The 17,271-nt window shown below is 35.2% G+C and carries 12 protein-coding genes; 4 read left to right on the top strand and 8 right to left on the bottom strand.

Annotated elements, in window-relative coordinates:
* Position 1: 1 nt before the first annotated feature.
* The 4 genes from ATHE_RS11955 (at position 2) to ATHE_RS11940 (ending at position 4,351) form a co-directional block, all read left to right on the top strand.
* A complete protein-coding gene (locus ATHE_RS11955; protein ID WP_015908697.1) occupies positions 2 to 859 on the top strand; it encodes a carbohydrate ABC transporter permease in 858 nt (285 codons plus the stop codon).
* A gap of 89 nt (positions 860 to 948) precedes the next feature.
* Complete coding sequence (locus tag ATHE_RS11950; RefSeq protein ID WP_015908696.1) at positions 949 to 1,707, top strand: response regulator transcription factor; 759 nt, start codon at positions 949 to 951, stop codon at positions 1,705 to 1,707.
* A 6-nt stretch (positions 1,708 to 1,713) separates the two neighbouring features.
* Entirely contained in the window at positions 1,714 to 3,501 is a 1,788-nt protein-coding gene (locus ATHE_RS11945; protein WP_015908695.1) for a sensor histidine kinase, read from the top strand.
* A complete protein-coding gene (locus tag ATHE_RS11940; RefSeq protein WP_015908694.1) occupies positions 3,470 to 4,351 on the top strand; it encodes a glycoside hydrolase family 43 protein in 882 nt (293 codons plus the stop codon). The genes ATHE_RS11945 and ATHE_RS11940 overlap by 32 nt, the downstream gene beginning before the upstream one ends.
* A gap of 47 nt (positions 4,352 to 4,398) precedes the next feature.
* Here the strand turns inward: ATHE_RS11940 and ATHE_RS11935 are convergent, their stop codons facing one another.
* The 8 genes from ATHE_RS11935 to ATHE_RS11900 all read right to left on the bottom strand — a co-directional run bounded on the left by ATHE_RS11935 (position 4,399) and on the right by ATHE_RS11900 (position 16,936).
* Positions 4,399 to 7,479, bottom strand: coding sequence for a glycoside hydrolase family 2 TIM barrel-domain containing protein (locus tag ATHE_RS11935; RefSeq protein WP_015908693.1), 3,081 nt, complete (start codon positions 7,477 to 7,479; stop codon positions 4,399 to 4,401).
* A 181-nt stretch (positions 7,480 to 7,660) separates the two neighbouring features.
* Positions 7,661 to 9,103 (bottom strand): DUF4340 domain-containing protein, encoded by a 1,443-nt coding sequence (locus ATHE_RS11930; protein WP_015908692.1) that lies wholly within the window; start codon positions 9,101 to 9,103, stop codon positions 7,661 to 7,663.
* Positions 9,100 to 10,557, bottom strand: coding sequence for a GldG family protein (locus tag ATHE_RS11925; protein WP_015908691.1), 1,458 nt, complete (start codon positions 10,555 to 10,557; stop codon positions 9,100 to 9,102). Before ATHE_RS11925 ends, ATHE_RS11930 begins: the two co-directional genes overlap by 4 nt.
* 16 nt (positions 10,558 to 10,573) lie before the next feature.
* Positions 10,574 to 11,437 (bottom strand): ABC transporter permease, encoded by an 864-nt coding sequence (locus ATHE_RS11920; protein ID WP_015908690.1) that lies wholly within the window; start codon positions 11,435 to 11,437, stop codon positions 10,574 to 10,576.
* Positions 11,434 to 12,387 (bottom strand): ABC transporter ATP-binding protein, encoded by a 954-nt coding sequence (locus ATHE_RS11915; protein WP_015908689.1) that lies wholly within the window; start codon positions 12,385 to 12,387, stop codon positions 11,434 to 11,436. The genes ATHE_RS11920 and ATHE_RS11915 overlap by 4 nt, the downstream gene beginning before the upstream one ends.
* 183 nt (positions 12,388 to 12,570) lie before the next feature.
* Positions 12,571 to 13,092 (bottom strand): coiled-coil domain-containing protein, encoded by a 522-nt coding sequence (locus ATHE_RS11910; protein WP_015908688.1) that lies wholly within the window; start codon positions 13,090 to 13,092, stop codon positions 12,571 to 12,573.
* Between the two features lie 70 nt (positions 13,093 to 13,162).
* Positions 13,163 to 14,170 carry a sodium:calcium antiporter gene (locus ATHE_RS11905; protein WP_015908687.1) on the bottom strand — a complete coding sequence of 336 codons (1,008 nt, stop codon included), beginning with the start codon at positions 14,168 to 14,170 and terminating at the stop codon, positions 13,163 to 13,165.
* Positions 14,171 to 14,278: 108 nt separating this feature from the next.
* Positions 14,279 to 16,936: a calcium-translocating P-type ATPase, SERCA-type gene (locus ATHE_RS11900; RefSeq protein WP_015908686.1), complete on the bottom strand. Its 2,658-nt coding sequence runs from the start codon at positions 16,934 to 16,936 to the stop codon at positions 14,279 to 14,281.
* Positions 16,937 to 17,271: the final 335 nt, after the last annotated feature.

Below are 17,271 nucleotides of genomic sequence, written 5' to 3'. Positions count from 1 at the left end.
GATGTACTCCCAAAACAAAATAGTAAAAAATACTATTTCTCTTTTTATAACTTATGCATTTTTGATTCTATTTGGACTGTTTATGATTTATCCACTTTTGTGGGTTGTATCTGCGGCATTTAAATCAAATGATGAGATATTCAAATCGCTGTCTTTATTTCCTCAAAAAATTGTTACAGACTCATTTATAAAAGGATGGCAGGGGACAGGGCAATATACATTTGGTAGATTTTTTGCAAATAACCTTATACTTGTTATTCCAGTTGTATTTTTTACAATAATATCCTCTACACTTGTGGCATATGGGTTTGCAAGGTTTAATTTTCCACTGAAAAGATTATTTTTTGTGATACTAATTTCAACATTAATGCTGCCAGACTCTGTAAACCTTATTCCAAGATATATTCTTTTCAATGCATTTGGATGGGTAGATAGTTACAAACCATTTATAATTCCATCAATGTTTGCATCAACTCCATTTTTTGTGTTTATGATGATACAGTTTATGAGAGGGCTTCCAAGAGAAATAGAAGAAGCTGCTATAATTGATGGCTGCAACTCTTTCCAGATACTTTTGCGTATAACGGGTCCTCTTTGTAAAACAGCAATGATTTCAATGGGAATTTTCCAGTTTATCTGGACTTGGAATGACTTTTTAGGACCCCTTATATATATCAACAGCGTTGAAAAATACACAATTGCCCTTGGACTTAGAATGTGTGTTGACAGTGCAGCTGCAATTGCTTGGAACCAGATCATGGCTATGACTGTTATAGCAATGCTACCGTGTATTATCATCTTCTTTGCTGCTCAAAAATACTTCGTTGAAGGAATTGCAACAAGCGGAATAAAAGGTTAAAGTAAGATATTGGTTTTGTGAAGATTATTTGAAAGATGATATAATTTAAATTACAATGGGTTTAGTGCAAAAAAGGGGGCAGACCCTATATGTCTTACAAGATGATTATCGTGGAGGATGAAAGTGAGATAAGACAGGGGCTTTTTACCTGCTTTCCATGGAATAAACTTGGTTTTGAAGTTGTTGGCCTGTTTGAAAATGGAAAGCAGGCTTTAGATTATATTTTGCAAAATAAGGTTGATGTTGTTTTTTGCGATATTAAAATGCCTGTTATGAGTGGAATTGACCTTGCAAGGGTTTTGTTTTTAAATAACATCCCTGTAAAAGTTGTTTTTATAAGTGGTTATCAGGACTTTGAATTTGCTCAAAAAGCAATGAAATACGGGGTAAGGTACTACATAACAAAACCAGCAACGTATGATGAAGTAATAGAGATATTTGGGCTAATAAAAAAAGAGCTTGACCTACAGTCAAAAAATCCGCAAACTCACAGTGAAGAGGTAAAAAAACAAGATTTAATTTCTATTGACAATCCTGAAAATGTGATTGAAACTGTGAAAGAGTATATAAAAAGAAACTATAAAGAGGCCACGCTTGAGGATGCTGCAAAGCTTGTCTATATGAATCCTTATTATCTTAGCCGGCTTTTCAAATGCAAAACTGGTAAAAACTTTTCTGATTATCTGATGGAAGTCAGGATGAGAAAAGCTCTGGAACTTATGAAAATTCCTATATATAAACTTCATGAGATAGGTGAAATGGTTGGTTACAAGAACCCTAAGAACTTTACAAGAGCTTTTAAAAAATATTTCGGCAAGTCTCCTTCAGAGTTTGTTCAGGAGAGATAAAGTGCGATGATAAGAAAAAATGGAGTTTATAAAAGCAAGATTTTCAAAAAGAATTTTGTGCAGATAGTTATTGTTCCCATTGTGATAATAACTATTCTTGGGCTTTTCTCATGCATCATTATAGAACAATACGTTAAAAATGAAATAAACAAAAATTTAGAGACAATGCTAATACAAAGCAAAAACAATGTCGAGCTTATGCTCGGTGAGATAGACTATCTTTATATGGTATTTGGGATAAACAAAGATGTGACCCTTCAGATAAAGAGGATTTTGAACTCAATGTATTTTTCTTTAGAAGATATCTGGCAGATTAACATGGTCAAAAATGTTTTAAATTCAATCTCATATTCAAAGCCGTTCATACATTCCATCTATGTTTATTTCGAAAATCCTGAAGGGAATTTTATAGTTACCCCAGATGGAATGACTAATTTTCAGTATTTTTATGACAAATGGTGGTTTGATCAGTATAAAGAAAATAAAGCATTAATGTGGGTAGAGAGAAGAAAAATTCAACCTTACAATTTTACTGGAGAATCAATTGATGTTTTGACCATCTACAAAAGGATAAAATCTGCATATTCTGATGTGAATGAGGGTGTTATTGTTCTTAATCTGTATTACGACCAGGTAAAAAAGCTCTTAAGCCTTAAAAGTTCGCTCCCTCAGCATGCAATGTACATATTAGATCAAAATGGAAATGTTTTGGTATCAAATGAATCAGATAACTCTAATACCTCAAGTATGGCCCTCCTAAAAAAAGAAACAGACAACTATCTCACAAAAAGATTAGAGTCAAAAAAATACAACTTAACCTTTGTTTCAGTAATTCCCAAAAATTATCTTTACAGCATCCCTATCAGACTTTTCAAGGTGACACTGGTGCTACTTTTAATTTTTATAGTTATCGCTTTTGCTGCCTCATACTACATTGCCAAAGTAAATTACAGGAATATTAAAAAGATTATAGATACAATAAATTCAGCAACAGAAGGAAAACCACCAAAAGAAATTAAAATTACTTCAAATGATGAATATGGGTATATCATGTACAATGTAATCAAGAACTTTATTGAAAAACATTATCTGACAACACGCCTTCAAGCTTTGGAGCTTTTAGCATTGCAGGCTCAGATTAACCCTCATTTTCTTTTCAATACTTTAGAACACATATATCTTAAAACTTTAGCACTTACAGGCACCCCAAACGAGATTACAAAAATGATAGAAAACCTTTCGGCTATACTCAAATATTCTCTGAGCAATCCAAAAATTACTATCTTCCTAAGGGAAGAAATTAAAGCTACACAGGCATATATTGAGCTTGTAAAAGCAAGATATAAAGATAAGTTTGATGTGTTTTGGGACTATAGTGAAGATGTGCTTGAGATAAAAGTGATGAAGCTTTTATTCCAGCCGCTCATAGAAAATTCAATCTATCATGGGATAAAACCTTGCGAAAAGAGATGTGGAATAAAAATCAGGATAAGAAAATTAAAAGATACCAGTGATTGGCTTTGTATATGGGTAATTGACAATGGAATTGGGATGAGCAAAGAAAAGTTAGAGGAGGTACAAGGCAGGCTTTCACAGGATTTTGACTTTTCAGATCATATTGGGCTTTTAAACACCAATGAAAGGTTAAAGCTCAACTATGGGGGTAACTTTAAACTCAAGGTTTGGAGCAAGCTGGGTTTGGGGACAATTGTAAAAATAATTCTTCCTGTGAATTTTGAGGACCGAAAGGAGAATGAAATAGATGCTAAAAAGACAGGATATTTATATCCGTGACCCTTTTATTATGCCTGTAAAAGAAAAAAGGGTGTACTATATGTTTGGTACAACTGATAAAAATTGCTGGGGAAATGAAAAAGCAACAGGCTTTGATTATTATGTAACCTATGACCTTGAAAATTTTGATGGGCCATATCCAGCATTCAGGCCTCCTCAGAATTTTTGGGCAGACAGAAATTTCTGGGCGCCAGAGGTGCACTTTTATAACGGCAAATATTATATGTTTGCAACATTTTGTTCACCAGAAGGAAAAAGGGGAACTGCGATTCTTGTTTCAGATACTGTAGAAGGACCATATGTTGAACATAGTCTTGGACCTGTTACACCAAAGGATTGGATGTGCCTTGATGGAACACTTTACATAGATGAAGATTCAAATCCCTGGCTTGTATTTTGCCGTGAATGGGTTGAGGTTTATGATGGTCAGATTTTGGCAGCAAGACTTTCAAATGATTTGAAAAGAGTTATTGATGAGCCCGTTTTACTCTTTACAGCCTCCAGCGCACCTTGGACAGCAATTATAAGAGTTAAAGATGGCAGAGAATGTTTTGTGACAGATGGTCCGTTTTTATTCAGAACCCAAAACGGTACTCTTTTGATGCTATGGTCAAGTTTTGATAGAGAAAGAAGATATTGTGTTGGAGTTGCAAAATCACTGTCAGGCAATATTTTAGGTCCATGGCAGCACAAAACAGAGCCAATTTTTTCTAATGACGGTGGTCATGGCATGCTTTTTAGAACCTTTGAAGGTGACCTTATGCTTTCAATTCATACTCCAAATTCAAGGGGCAATGAGAGGCCTTTGTTTATAAAAATTGATGATAAAAATTTAGAAGACGAGTTTTGAAAGAGAAAAGGGTTTATCCAAAATATTTTGGACAAACCCTCACTTTTTTACCATAGCTTTTCAACGTCTAAACTATTGCTATCAACAGGTATCATATAAAAGCAAAATTCAAATTTGTCATCCTTGACTAAGTACTTCTCAAGTGGGCCGGGACCGCAGCTCTGGCTTCCGATACCACCAATCTTAAAGTCAACATTCACAACAATTCCATCTGCTTTTGTCAGCTCATATGAGTGTTTTGCTTTTGTGAGCACATCATCAGTGTATTCTCTTGCACTGAAGTTAAATGTAGGGATGCCTCTAATACAAAGTCCTATTCCATAGATGTTGTATACAAAAGCCCATCTAACGTCGCACCTGTTTCCATATTCCTGGGGCATTATATATGGAACGTACATGTCTTTTATAGCCATGTCATATATTTCTACAGTTGCGCTCTGTTTTATATCAGGATAGTTTTCATGAGGTCCACGTCCATAATATTTGACATACTCAAACTCTTTTGGCATCATAAATTGCAGTCCTATCTTTGGAAGTGGCGGAAGCTGTCTGAGAGCTTGCGCATACACATTTGTCTCTACAATTCCCGATTTGAAAACCTTGTAGCTTGTGGTTACTTCAAATCCAGGTTTTACTGAATATGCGCCATATACCGAAGTTGTTTGTACTTTGAAGTACTGGCTGTGTTCTTCAAAGCTGACATTTACAATTCTTCTTTGAAGCTTGTCAAATCCAGCTTTTATCCATTCGTTTTTGATATGCACATCATTATCTGTTGGAGCCCTCCAAATATTAAATCTTGGTGAGGATTTTATAAGCTCAAGGTCACTATGTTTCAAGCTTACCAAATCACCTGTCCATCGGCAAAACTCTACTTCTGTGTTACCTGCGAAAACTACCAATTTGTCATGTAACTTGCAAACCTCAAACCTGTCTTGCTTTGATAAAATGGCATTTATCTTCTCAATTTTTTGCACAGCATCTTGAGATGTTTCTTCTTTAATTGCAATCTGAGATTTTGTTATAACAAAACCTCTTTTTGCCCAAGGCATTGAGTTTTTGAGCTTTGCCGTGAAGGTAATAAAAAGCTCTTCCTTGCAACTTTCTAAAACTTCTTTGACTTCATCAATCTTGACCTCTTTTGAAGAGTGAGGCAGTACATCGCTCACATCAACAAAGCCCTCTTTCACAACCCTGCCGCCTAACAAAAGTTCCCATTCAACTTCAATGTGATTCAAAGATATAAAATCATACCTGTTTGTTACCTTGAAAATTCCGCTTTTTTTATCTAAAAGTTCAATCATAACTGGCTCATAAACTTTTTTCAGCTCAATCATCCCGGGCGACGGAGTTCTGTCGGGGAAAAGAAGTCCATCTATACAGAAGTTACCATCATTTGGCTCATCTCCAAAATCCCCGCCGTAGGCATAGTACTCTTTCCCATCAGGTGTCTTTGTCAAAATTCCGTGGTCTGCCCACTCCCACACACATCCACCTAAAAGCCTTGGGTATTTATATATCACATCCCAATACTCTTTGAGGTTTCCAGGACCATTTCCCATTGCATGTGCATACTCACACATAAAAAATGGCCTTTTTTCTTGTTTTTTGCCCTCTTCTTCAAGTTTTTCTACAGGAGGGTACATTACACTTACAATATCCACAACCTCTGCATCACGGGCACTTTCGTAATGAATAGGACGGCTATTATCGTATGACCTTATCCACTGAGCCATTTTATCGTGGTTTGGACCATAGCCAGATTCATTTCCAAGCGACCACATAATGATTGATGGGTGGTTTTTGTCCCTCATTACCATCATCTTTGCCCTTTCGAGAAACGCATCTTCCCACACAGGGTCTTTTGCTAAAAGTCCCCAGTCACCAACTGCTCCAAATCCATGTGTTTCTAAATCAGCTTCATCAATTACGTAAATCCCAAATTTGTCACACAGCTCCAAAAAATAAGGATGATTTGGATAGTGTGAAGTTCTTACACAGTTTATATTGTGCTGTTTCATCAAAGTTATGTCCTCTTGCATCATCTTTCTTGTCACTGCAAATCCAACTCTTGGGTGCATGTCGTGTCTGTTGACACCTTTTAATTTAATGGGTACATTATTTAGGTAAAATACGCCATCTTTAATTTCAATTTTCCTAAACCCAAAGTTTTGAGGGATGACCTCCAAAATCTTACCTGATGTATCCTTTATAATCACAATAAATTTGTAGAGATTTGGCGTTTCAGCACTCCAAAGCAATGGTTTTTCAATTTGGAACTCAAATCTGAACTGTTCAGTGGTTTTTGGTAAAATGCTTGCAAGTTTTGAGGCAGATTTTAGTAGTTCTTTGTCTGCGTATATTTGTACATCTACATAAAATTCTGATTTTTCTTCATTTGAATTTGAGATTTCGATTTCTGCTACCAAACTGCCTTTAGTTAGGTTATCGTTAAGGTCAGGCTTGAGATAAATGTCTTTGAGATATATCTTGGGGCGCACAAGTAAATATACATCTCTAAATATTCCACTCATTCGCCACTTGTCTTGGTCTTCTAAATATGTACTGTCTGCATATTTTAAAACTGCAACTGTTATAATATTTTTACCTTCAGTCAATAGGTCTGTGATGTCAAACTCATGCATCATGTGGCTTACTTTTGAAAATCCAGCAAACTCCTGATTTACATATAAATAAAAAGCACAATCCACACCCTCAAAGACTAAAAATATTCTCTTTTCTTTATCCTCTTTTGAAATAAAAATCTCTTTCTTATACACCCCAGTAGGATTAATATCAGGTACATATGGTGGGTCAACTGGGATGGGATACCGTGTATTAGTGTATATTGGTTTGTCGTAACCAAAAAGCTGAAAATTACTTGGAACAATAATTTTATCAAATCCTGTAAATTTAGCATCTGATTTTATAATCTCTTGGTCAACTTTACAGGGCATATCAAATAACTTAAAATACCAGTTTCCATTAAGTAATCTCAAGTATTCTGAAAGTTCCCAATCACCAAGCAAAGCATTTTCTACACTGGCATAAGGAACAAATGATGACCTTGGCTGTGCCATGTTCACATGCTGAATCTTTGGATTTTGATAAAAAGATTTGTCAAGCACAGAGTATCACCTCTTTTAGAAATTGTAACAAGGCTTTGTTTTTACACTATTTATTTTACTTTATATTACAATTACTTTACAATATCAAAAAAATAAAGAAAATATCAATATTTTAAATTGCCATATAAACTAAAAGGGAAGCTGTTTAAAAATCTTCACAGCTTCCCTGAGAATGCTTAAATTAGCTTTCTGGTGGCTTGTATTTGCCAGCAACTAAGTCTTCTAAATCCTTTAGAACTTTTTGAACCTGTTCTTTTGCAATCACAAAGTCAGACTTACCATTTCGCACAACCATGTAAAAATCGTCGTTATAAGGAATGTACTGCATCACGTCAACCTTTTTGTTGACAAGATAGAACTTCATGGTGACCTCTGGTGTACCTGCCGGTTTTTTGTCGTTTTCACCGTCAATTAGAAGACCAATGATTTCCTGATAGAATTTTTTGAATGTGTCTTCATCAATTTTTCTTCCGTCAGCCTGGAAGTTGTATTTGTACTCATCAGATTCTTCTTCGCTTGTAGCTTTTTTGATGAGTTTTTTGTCAAGAATCAGCGTATGCTTTTTATTTGGCGTAAAAATTTCTATTTTGTCAACGTAATCTATATTCACAATGTAAGCAAATTTTTCTATAAGGTCAAATGGCTTTACGGTGTTCATAAAATCTGTCTTATATGTTGACATTGTAAAAACAACCTTAGAGTTTGCCATTTTACAATAGACAGTTGAGTCACTTGCACTGTTGCCAACAAAAAGATGCAAAGTGTTTTTGTTGTCTTTCACAATTAGTTCAATTTTTGGTGACTCAAGACCATATTTTGGATTGTATACATCTTCACCAACAATATCTTCTGGACTAAAGTTTGGTACATTTTCAATAAACTCTGAAAACTTATCACTTGCAACGCCAACCGGCTGGCTGTAGGGCTGAACTAAGTTCCAAAGCCTTACATAATACTTCCATTCATTGTCTTCTTTATTTTTCTCATCAACCTTTTTAATCTCAATAGTAGGTTGACCTTTTCTAACAAGTTTAACATATGTTATATTTTGAGTATCTATTTCGGGTATCTTTACGCTCAATAGTTTTTGAGGCTTTATAGTGAAATTTTCGGCATGGTTTGTCCATACAACGTAAACTTTTGGGTCACCTTTTTTCATCAGATAGTAAGTAGAGGTTATAGGTGTCTCAGAACCAAGGTAGAAGGTTACTTTTTTGCCATCACTAAATGTTGCCTCAACAACCGATTTTGGGTTGTCAAGCCCATATTTTTTAAGGTCTTTCGGGTTTGAATCTGCAATCTTTTCGGCGCTCATCTGCGCACACGAAAATGCTATATCGTCTATTTTATCCTGGTCAAAATATAAGGGGTTGTTAATTCCATTTACTATCCATTTGTCTTTTACTTTTTCAAGCACAAGATGAACATCGTCATGTTTTATATCTATTTTGATCAGTTTATTCCTATCAAAATTAGTCACTGTAATAGTTTGAGATGACTTTTTCTCTTCAGCCTCTTGTTTCTTTTTATTCACATAACTGACATAAAAGTATACACCGATTACTAAAACTAAAACCAAAAGTACAGAGACAATTGTAAAAAGTCTGTTTTTCTTTTTTCTCATAGATGTCTCCTCCTAAGCCAAATAGTCAAGCCAAGAATAAGTATCAAAACAGGTATCCCCACAACAGTTATTGCTGCCCAGATCATAGCCTGGCTTGTGCTAAGATTAAGTCTGAATGTTGTCAAGTCTTTTGGCTGGATTTGCAGTGTGTTTTTCTTATCTTGCAACCAGTTCAATGCATTTACAACAAAGTTGAGGTTTCCTGGGACGTTTTTGGAAAACCGTGAATTCGCAAAAATTGCACTTCCTACTATAACTACTTTTGTGTCGCGCGGTCTTAACTTTGCATTTAAGCTGTCTGCTTTGTCTGTTATTGCAACAGCAAGTGTAAATGGTCCTGATATATCACCTTTTTCTTTTGAAAGTGATGTAGAATTTAAATCTTTTCTTAGCCATGAATTAGAAGTTGTTGTTAGAAGTTTTTCAATTGTTATTGTTCTCTTTTTGAATTTTGTTTCAACAATAGGTTGAGCACTTGGCAAAAGCATGTACATATTGTTTAGGTCTATTGGATTTGTGATATCATGAGACTCTAAATTTGGCAAAATCCAAACAGGATTTCCTGCATTCTTTGTATTATCACCTTCCATTACAATACCATGTTCAAGTCGAACACCCAAGCTTTCAAATATGCTATTGAAGTTTTTAAGCTCATCCTTTAACAGGTCCATCAAAAACAAGACTCTTCCGCCACCGTTTATATAGTCTTTTAGTTTTTTAAGTTCAATATCAGAAATATCTGTCTTTGGCGATATTACAACAACAGCTGATGCATCCTGTGGCACACTTTTTTCTGTAAGCAAATTCAAATCTTTTATTTCAAAGTTTGCAGCTTCTACCTCACTTGAAATTCCAAGACCTATAAAGGTATCTTCACCATGACCTTTCAGCTCATAAATTATAGGTGTTTTTTCAGATGTAACATAAAGTATAGCAGGGGTAAGTTTTTGTTCTATTGTCAAGCCTGTTACATTTGTATTTCCTGTTTGTTCGTCATAAGAGTAATCTACCATATCGTATCTATTTATAACTCTAAATTTGTTTCCACTTTCAACTATTAAAGACCCTTCATCAATCCCTGAACCGCTTGTGTCGTACTTTTTTACAAACCCTGGGTTTTTGTATGGGTCTATGTATTTTATTTTTACATGAGAGGACTTGTCAGCATATTTTTGTATGAATTCTGAAATCACGGGGTTTTCATTACCTGATGGGAACAGAGCATAAATTGTTACATCTTTTTTGAGATTTTTCAAAAGTTCAACAGTTGGTTTTGAAAGTGAATATAATCTATTGTGCGTAAGGTCAAATTTTGCAGGTATCTGACCTACCAAAAGGTTGAGGACAATGACAATAGCAATAACTGAAGCTGTCAGCATTGCTGCATATCCGCCAAACTTGAACTTCCTCGATTTAAATGAACCAAGGATATTTTTTATATCAAACTTCACCATTTCTTCCCCCTTTTATTTAGCTCCATCTTCTTTTTTCAAGAATTCTTATTGTTAAGAAGATAAACACAAATATGAATGATAGATAATAAACAATAGAAGATAAATCCAGAAGACCATTGGTAAATTTTTGGTATCTACTCAAGAGTGAAAACCACTTAAAGAATCTGACTATAGCGTTATCGTAAAAATCTGGTTTTAATATATATACAGCAATAAATGCACCGGCACCAATTATTCCCGAAATTGCACTTATTATTATATTCCTCAGTGTCATATATAACCAGCCGGCAACAAGCCCGACCAATATCAGGACAAATACAAAGCCTGCTGTTCTGTCGGTTGGAAGAGCTGATTCAAGCCAGTCTATTACCCACGTCAAAAGCAGTGCAGCAAAAGTCACCACAGCAGCAACAAACTGATTTTCAGTAAGGGATGATATAAAAAGTCCAACCGAAATAAATGCACAGCCAAGCAGAAAAAATCCTATGTATGCTCCAACTGTTTCACCAAACGGAACATCACCATAAAATGAAAGTATTACTGGATAAAGAATTGTAATGGCAATAGTCAAAACAAACACGCCCACTGCTGCCAAATATTTCCCAAGAACAATCTCAGTAAGTTTTAGCGGAGATGTTAAAAGCAGCTGGTCTGTTTTTGTTCTTGCCTCTTCACTCAAAAGTCTCATTGTCAAAACTGGTACAACTACTAAGAATATGAATGTTATATTACCGAGGACTGAGGTATAGTTTGGGCTTGCTGAAAATAGGTTTGACACTGCAAAGAAAAATCCCGAAATCAAAAGGAAAAATCCCATAAATATATAACCTGTTGGTGTTGAAAAGTATATCTTTAGCTCTTTTTTCAAAACTGCGCTCATACAGCCTCAGCCTCCTTTTCCTCAGTTGTGAGCTGCAGGAATATCTCTTCAAGCGTTAGGTCAACAGCCCTCATCATCAAAATAGGAAGTTTTGCCTCGCTCAGAGCATAAAAGATATCTGCCCTTATATCTATATCATTTTCTGATTCAACAATAACCTCAACAGTGTTTGGTTCTTTTGGACCAATGAATTCTATGTATTTTACTCCTGGCACCTTTTCAAGTATTCCATAAACCTTTTGTCTTTGACCTAATACTCTCAATTGTAGTTTGCTTCCGTGAGTAAGTCTTTTAGATAGATTCTCAGGTGTGTCGCTTGCAACTATCTTTCCTTTGTTAATTATCAAAACTCTTTCACACACTGCGCTTACCTCTGGCAGGATATGTGAGCTCAAGATTATTGTATGTTCACTTCGAAGATTCTTTATAACAGACCTTATTTCAATTATCTGCTTTGGGTCAAGCCCGATTGTTGGCTCGTCCAAAATCAGAACAGGAGGGTTGCCAATTAAAGCCTGGGCAAGTCCAACTCTTTGCTTGTAACCTTTTGAAAGATTTTTTATGAGCCTGTTTCTCACGTGGGCAATTCCAACAGTTTCCATTATCTTATCCATACTTCTTTTCTTTTCTTTTTTGTCCACCTTTTTAATGTCACTCACAAAGTCAAGATATTCTTGCACTGTCATGTCCATATAAAGTGGGGGGTTTTCAGGAAGGTATCCTATTCTTTTTTTCACTTCTTCGGGCTCTTCTAAGATGTCGAATCCCTCGACATATGCAGTACCTTCTGTAGGTGATAGGTATCCTGTGATTATATTCATTGTGGTAGATTTTCCAGCACCGTTTGGACCCAGAAAACCAACAATTTCCCCTTTTTGCACTTCAAATGAAATGTCATGAATTGCATAGTGCTGGCCATACTTCTTTGTTAAGTGTTCGACCTTTATCAAAAATTATCCCTCCTCTAAAATCAATAAAGTATGTAGGTACTCAACTTTAATTATAGTATAAACTATATCACAATGTGTTAACAATTTGTTAAATAAAAAAATAGACAGAACTGAAAATATTGCAAAGATAAAAATACAAAAAGCTGCCATAGGGATTGGCAGCTTTTTGTATGTAAATGCTCTTTAATTCTTTATACCTTTCAAAAAGGCTATATCTTGCATATTCTTTCCGCAAACAGATTCAATTACAACCATGTCTTTTTCAAGCCTTGTTATCTTCTCAGAATTCTCTTCAACTTTAGAAATTATGACTTGATGCTCTTGGTTATTTTTATTTATCTCTGATGTCAAAAGTCCTTCAATTCTTGCAAGTTGATGAGTAAAGTTATCATGCTCTGCCTTGTTTACCTGTGCCAGATGTTCTAAAGCTTTGAGAATTTGAGTATTTTCGGAAACTTGAATTTCTAACCTTTCAACTCTTGCCTCAAGTGCATCCATTCTTTTTTCGAGGCTTTCAACCCTTTTTTCGAGACTCTCAACTCTTTTTTCAAGACTTTCAACTTTCTTTTCAAGACTTTCAACTCTCTTTTCGAGGTTTTCAACTCTCTTTTCAAGATTTTCAAGCCTTTTTTCAAGCCTGTCAACCTTTTGGTCAACCACAGTGACCTTTTCCAGTATCAATTCCAGTATTTCCCTATCACTCATTGTTTTTCTCCTAAAAGTTTTGCTTGTTTTTCTTAATTATAACACAAGCATGGAATAAAAATCTATACAATTATATCCAGAAAACATAAGCTATAAATATAAGATACAGCACTCCACCAAACAAAAGCGCAAATGGATTGACATTCTTTCTAATTTTAACCCACAAAAGATTTAAAACAGCAGACGAAAAAGCCAAAATCGCAGATACCATTGTAATTCCTTTCAAGTTCCAGGGTGTGAAGATTATACCAAAAACAACAGGAACAGATGACTGGAACACCATAGCACCTGTTATGTTTCCAATTGCAAGGGTGTCTTTTTTCTTGCCAATCCATATTACAGAGTTCAACTTTTCAGGAAGTTCTGTTGCAATTGGTGTTATGATAATTGACAGAACAAGTGCTGAGATTCCAATCAAAGTGGCAACTTTCTGGACATATTCAACAAAAAGGTGTGCACCAAAGATTATTATAGCAAGTGACAGAATAAGCTGGGCGCTTATCCAAAGAAGGTTGTTTGGAAGTTTTAAAAGCTTAGTAAAATACAGCTTTTCTAACTCTTGAGTTTCTTCATTTTCAGACTCATCCGCGAGAGTCTTTTTTACATAGATAAGATAAGCAACAAATAAAATGATAGCAATTATTGTTCTAATTAACTTATGGTTTTGTATGAAAGTTGTGGCAACAGCAATTCCATAGACAATCATAAAATAGGTAAGGTCTCTTTCAAATACACTACGGTCAACATTCATTTTTAGTGTTCTTTTTTTGAGCAATGTGTAAACTATAACTGCCAGCCCTGTTATGAAAAAAGCAAGTGTTCCCAGCATAAAAGGTGCACCTGCAATCGCGCCAATTCCAACTTGGTGAGAACTTTCACCCTTTGAAAAAAGAATGGCAATAATGGGTATAATGGTTTCTGGCAAAGCTGTGCCAACCGCAGCTAAAATGCTACCAACTGCTCCCTCGGCAAGGTTTAGCTTTTTCCCGAACCATTCAACAGCATTTGTAAAAAAGGTACACCCCAAAAGTATCACAAATAGAGAAATAATCAGTTTTAAGACATATCCTGCTACCATTTTGTCATCCCTTTCTTTTGTTAATACTCTAATAAGAATACTACTTTGGAATAAAAAGTGTCAAGCAGAGGTCACTTTCTGACCTCTACTTGACAATGCTTTTAAGAATTACTCTTTGTGAAAGTGTCGTGTGAAATACTTTACAACTTCCACAATAGGGATAATAGAAATTGATGCCAAAATTATAATTGTCCACTGTGAAAAATTAAGGTATGACAATTTAAATAACTCCCTTAATGGAGGAACTATTAAAACTACAACCTGAAGCAAAAACGAAGCTACAAAAGCAAGATTTAAATATTTATTTGAGAACACACCCATTTTGAATAGCGAATTGATGTTTGAACGCACATTGTATGCATGTGTAAGTTGTATGAGGCTGAGCGTCATGAAAGTCATAGTGATGGCAGTTTTGTGGTCATATAATTTGTTTCCAATAAAGAATACCAATAATGTTATCAAGCCTTTTAGAAAACCTTGATACAGAATTGAAAAGCCAAGTCCACCTGCAAATATATTTTCTGAAGTTTTCTTTGGTTTTCTCTTCATTACATCACTTTCTGCTTTTTCCATACCAAGTGCTAAAGCAGGGAAAGTGTCAGTCACAAGATTTACCCACAGAATATGAATTGGATACAATACTACCCAGTTTAAAAGTGTTGCCAAAAAAAGTGTTACAACCTCTCCAATATTTGAAGAAAGCAAAAATTGTATGGTTTTTCGTATATTATCATAAATCTTTCTTCCTTCTTCAACAGCTGCAACAATTGTGGCGAAGTTATCATCTGCCAAAATAACATCAGATACATTTTTGGTAACATCAGTACCAGTTATTCCCATACCAATTCCAATGTCGGCAGCCTTCAGGGCAGGTGCGTCATTAACCCCATCACCTGTCATAGCAACTATTTTGCCATGACTTTTCCATGCGTCAACAATTCTTAATTTGTGCTCAGGAGAGACTCTTGCATATACTCTCACTTCTTTTACTTTTTCTTTTAGCTGCTGGTCATCTAATTTCTCAATTTCAGTACCTATCAAAACTTGCGAAAGTTCGTCTTTGCTTGTATCAATTATTTTTAATTCTTTTGCAATGGCTAAAGCTGTATCTTTATGGTCTCCTGTTATCATAACAGGTATTATTCCTGCTTGGTAGCAGATCTCAACTGCTTCATAAGCTTCTTTTCTTGGCGGGTCAATCATTCCAACAAGTCCTATAAAGATGAGATTTTCTTCAATGGTATTTTTATTTTCTAATTCATTTTTATCAATTTCTTTGTAAGCAAAGGCTAATACCCGTAGGGCATTTGATGTCATCTCCTTGTTTGCTTGGATAATTTTTTGGTACATATTTTGGTCAAGGGGGAGTATTTCATCATTTACCATTATAAACTTACACTTATTAATTATCACATCTACAGCACCTTTGGAAAATACCAAAAGCTTTTCATCATTTTTGACCTCATGCACAGTTGTCATCATTTTTCTGACAGAATCAAAAGGTATTTCGTACACTCTTTTAAAAACCTTTTCAATGGCGTTCTTGTTCAATCCCTTTTCATAAGCAAATTTTACCAAGGCAATTTCGGTAGGGTCACCTATAAACTGAGGCTGTTTGTCAACCAGATCAAGTTTGACATCATTACAAAGTGCCATTATTCTAAGAAGGGTTTTAGCTACAATATCTTCATGTTCAAGATTTTCGCTCAAGTTATCATTACAATATACTTTCACCACATTCATCTTGTTTTGAGTAAGTGTCCCCGTTTTGTCAGAACAAATAACTTCTACTCTACCTAAGGTTTCAATTGAAGACAGTCTTCTTATTATAGCATTTCGTTTTGCCATTCTTTGAACACCAATTGCCAGAACAATTGTGACAACAGCAGGAAGTCCCTCAGGGATTGCAGCAACAGCCAGTGACACAGCTGTCAAAAACATTTCAAATACATCTCGCTTATAAAGCAATCCTGTCACAAAAACAATAAATGCAATTGCCAGAATTCCAACTGTAAGATATTTCCCGATTTCTTCTAACTTTTCATGGAGAGGAGTTTTAGTATCAATTGCAGATTGCAAATTGACAAAGTTTGCAATTTTGCCTATTTCTGTTTTCATACCTGTTGAAACAACCACACCTTTTGCTCGACCATATGTTACAATTGTTCCCATAAAAGCCATATTTGTTCTTTCTGCAAGAGGTGTTGACTCAGCAAGAAGGTCGTTTGCGTTTTTTTCAACAGGGACAGATTCTCCAGTTAAAGCTGACTCATCAATTTTAAGATTGAAACTTTCAATAAGCCTCAAGTCTGCTGGAACAATATCTCCCGCTTCAATCTCAATTATATCGCCAACTACTATTTCATCTGTTTTAATTTGCATCAGGTGGCCATCTCTGTAAACTTTTGCATATGGCATATTAAGTTTTTTGAGAGCATCAATGGCTTTTTCAGCCTTTAGTTCCTGGACAACTCCAAAGACTGCGTTGATGAGCAAAACTGCCAAGATGATTGCGGCGTCTGCTGCTTCGCCAAGAAGAATTGAGATTATAGCTGCAGCAAAAAGTACAAGTACCATTACATTCTTGAATTGTTCCATGAAAAGAGCAAATATGGATTTCTTTTTTCCCTCTTCAATTACGTTTTTTCCATATACTTTAAGTCTTTCTTCTGCCTCTTGATAGGAAAGTCCGTTTAAACTGGTTTTAAGATTCTCCAAAGTGGTCTCAATATCCTTTGAGTAAAATTCAGTAAAGTTTAAATTCAATGCAAAATCCCTCCTTCTTCAAAAGAGTTTTTGAATTTTTTCTAAATTGCTAACAGAACTATTATGTGTTTTGCAAATCTTTTTAAAGATAAATAAAAAAGACTTTTAACATGTGACGGCAAAATCACATGTTAAAAGTCTCGCACACCCTATTTTGGGCCCTTATCCCCAGAGAAAGGACTTTTTGAATACCTTTCTCGCGAATGTTGAGGACAAGGCTTTTGGTGCTACTCCCTTTTAACATAGAGTAGAACCTATTTTTTGTTTTTATCTGATACTGTCTATTATTTTACAGTAGAATCAAAACATTTTCAATATCTTATTTATGTCTAAGG

Origin of the sequence: Caldicellulosiruptor bescii DSM 6725 (assembly GCF_000022325.1) — a bacterium.
GTDB classification, from domain to species: domain Bacteria; phylum Bacillota; class Thermoanaerobacteria; order Caldicellulosiruptorales; family Caldicellulosiruptoraceae; genus Caldicellulosiruptor; species Caldicellulosiruptor bescii.
Note: the sequence above shows the minus strand (reverse complement) of the source record. Positions and strands in the feature narration are given on the sequence as shown.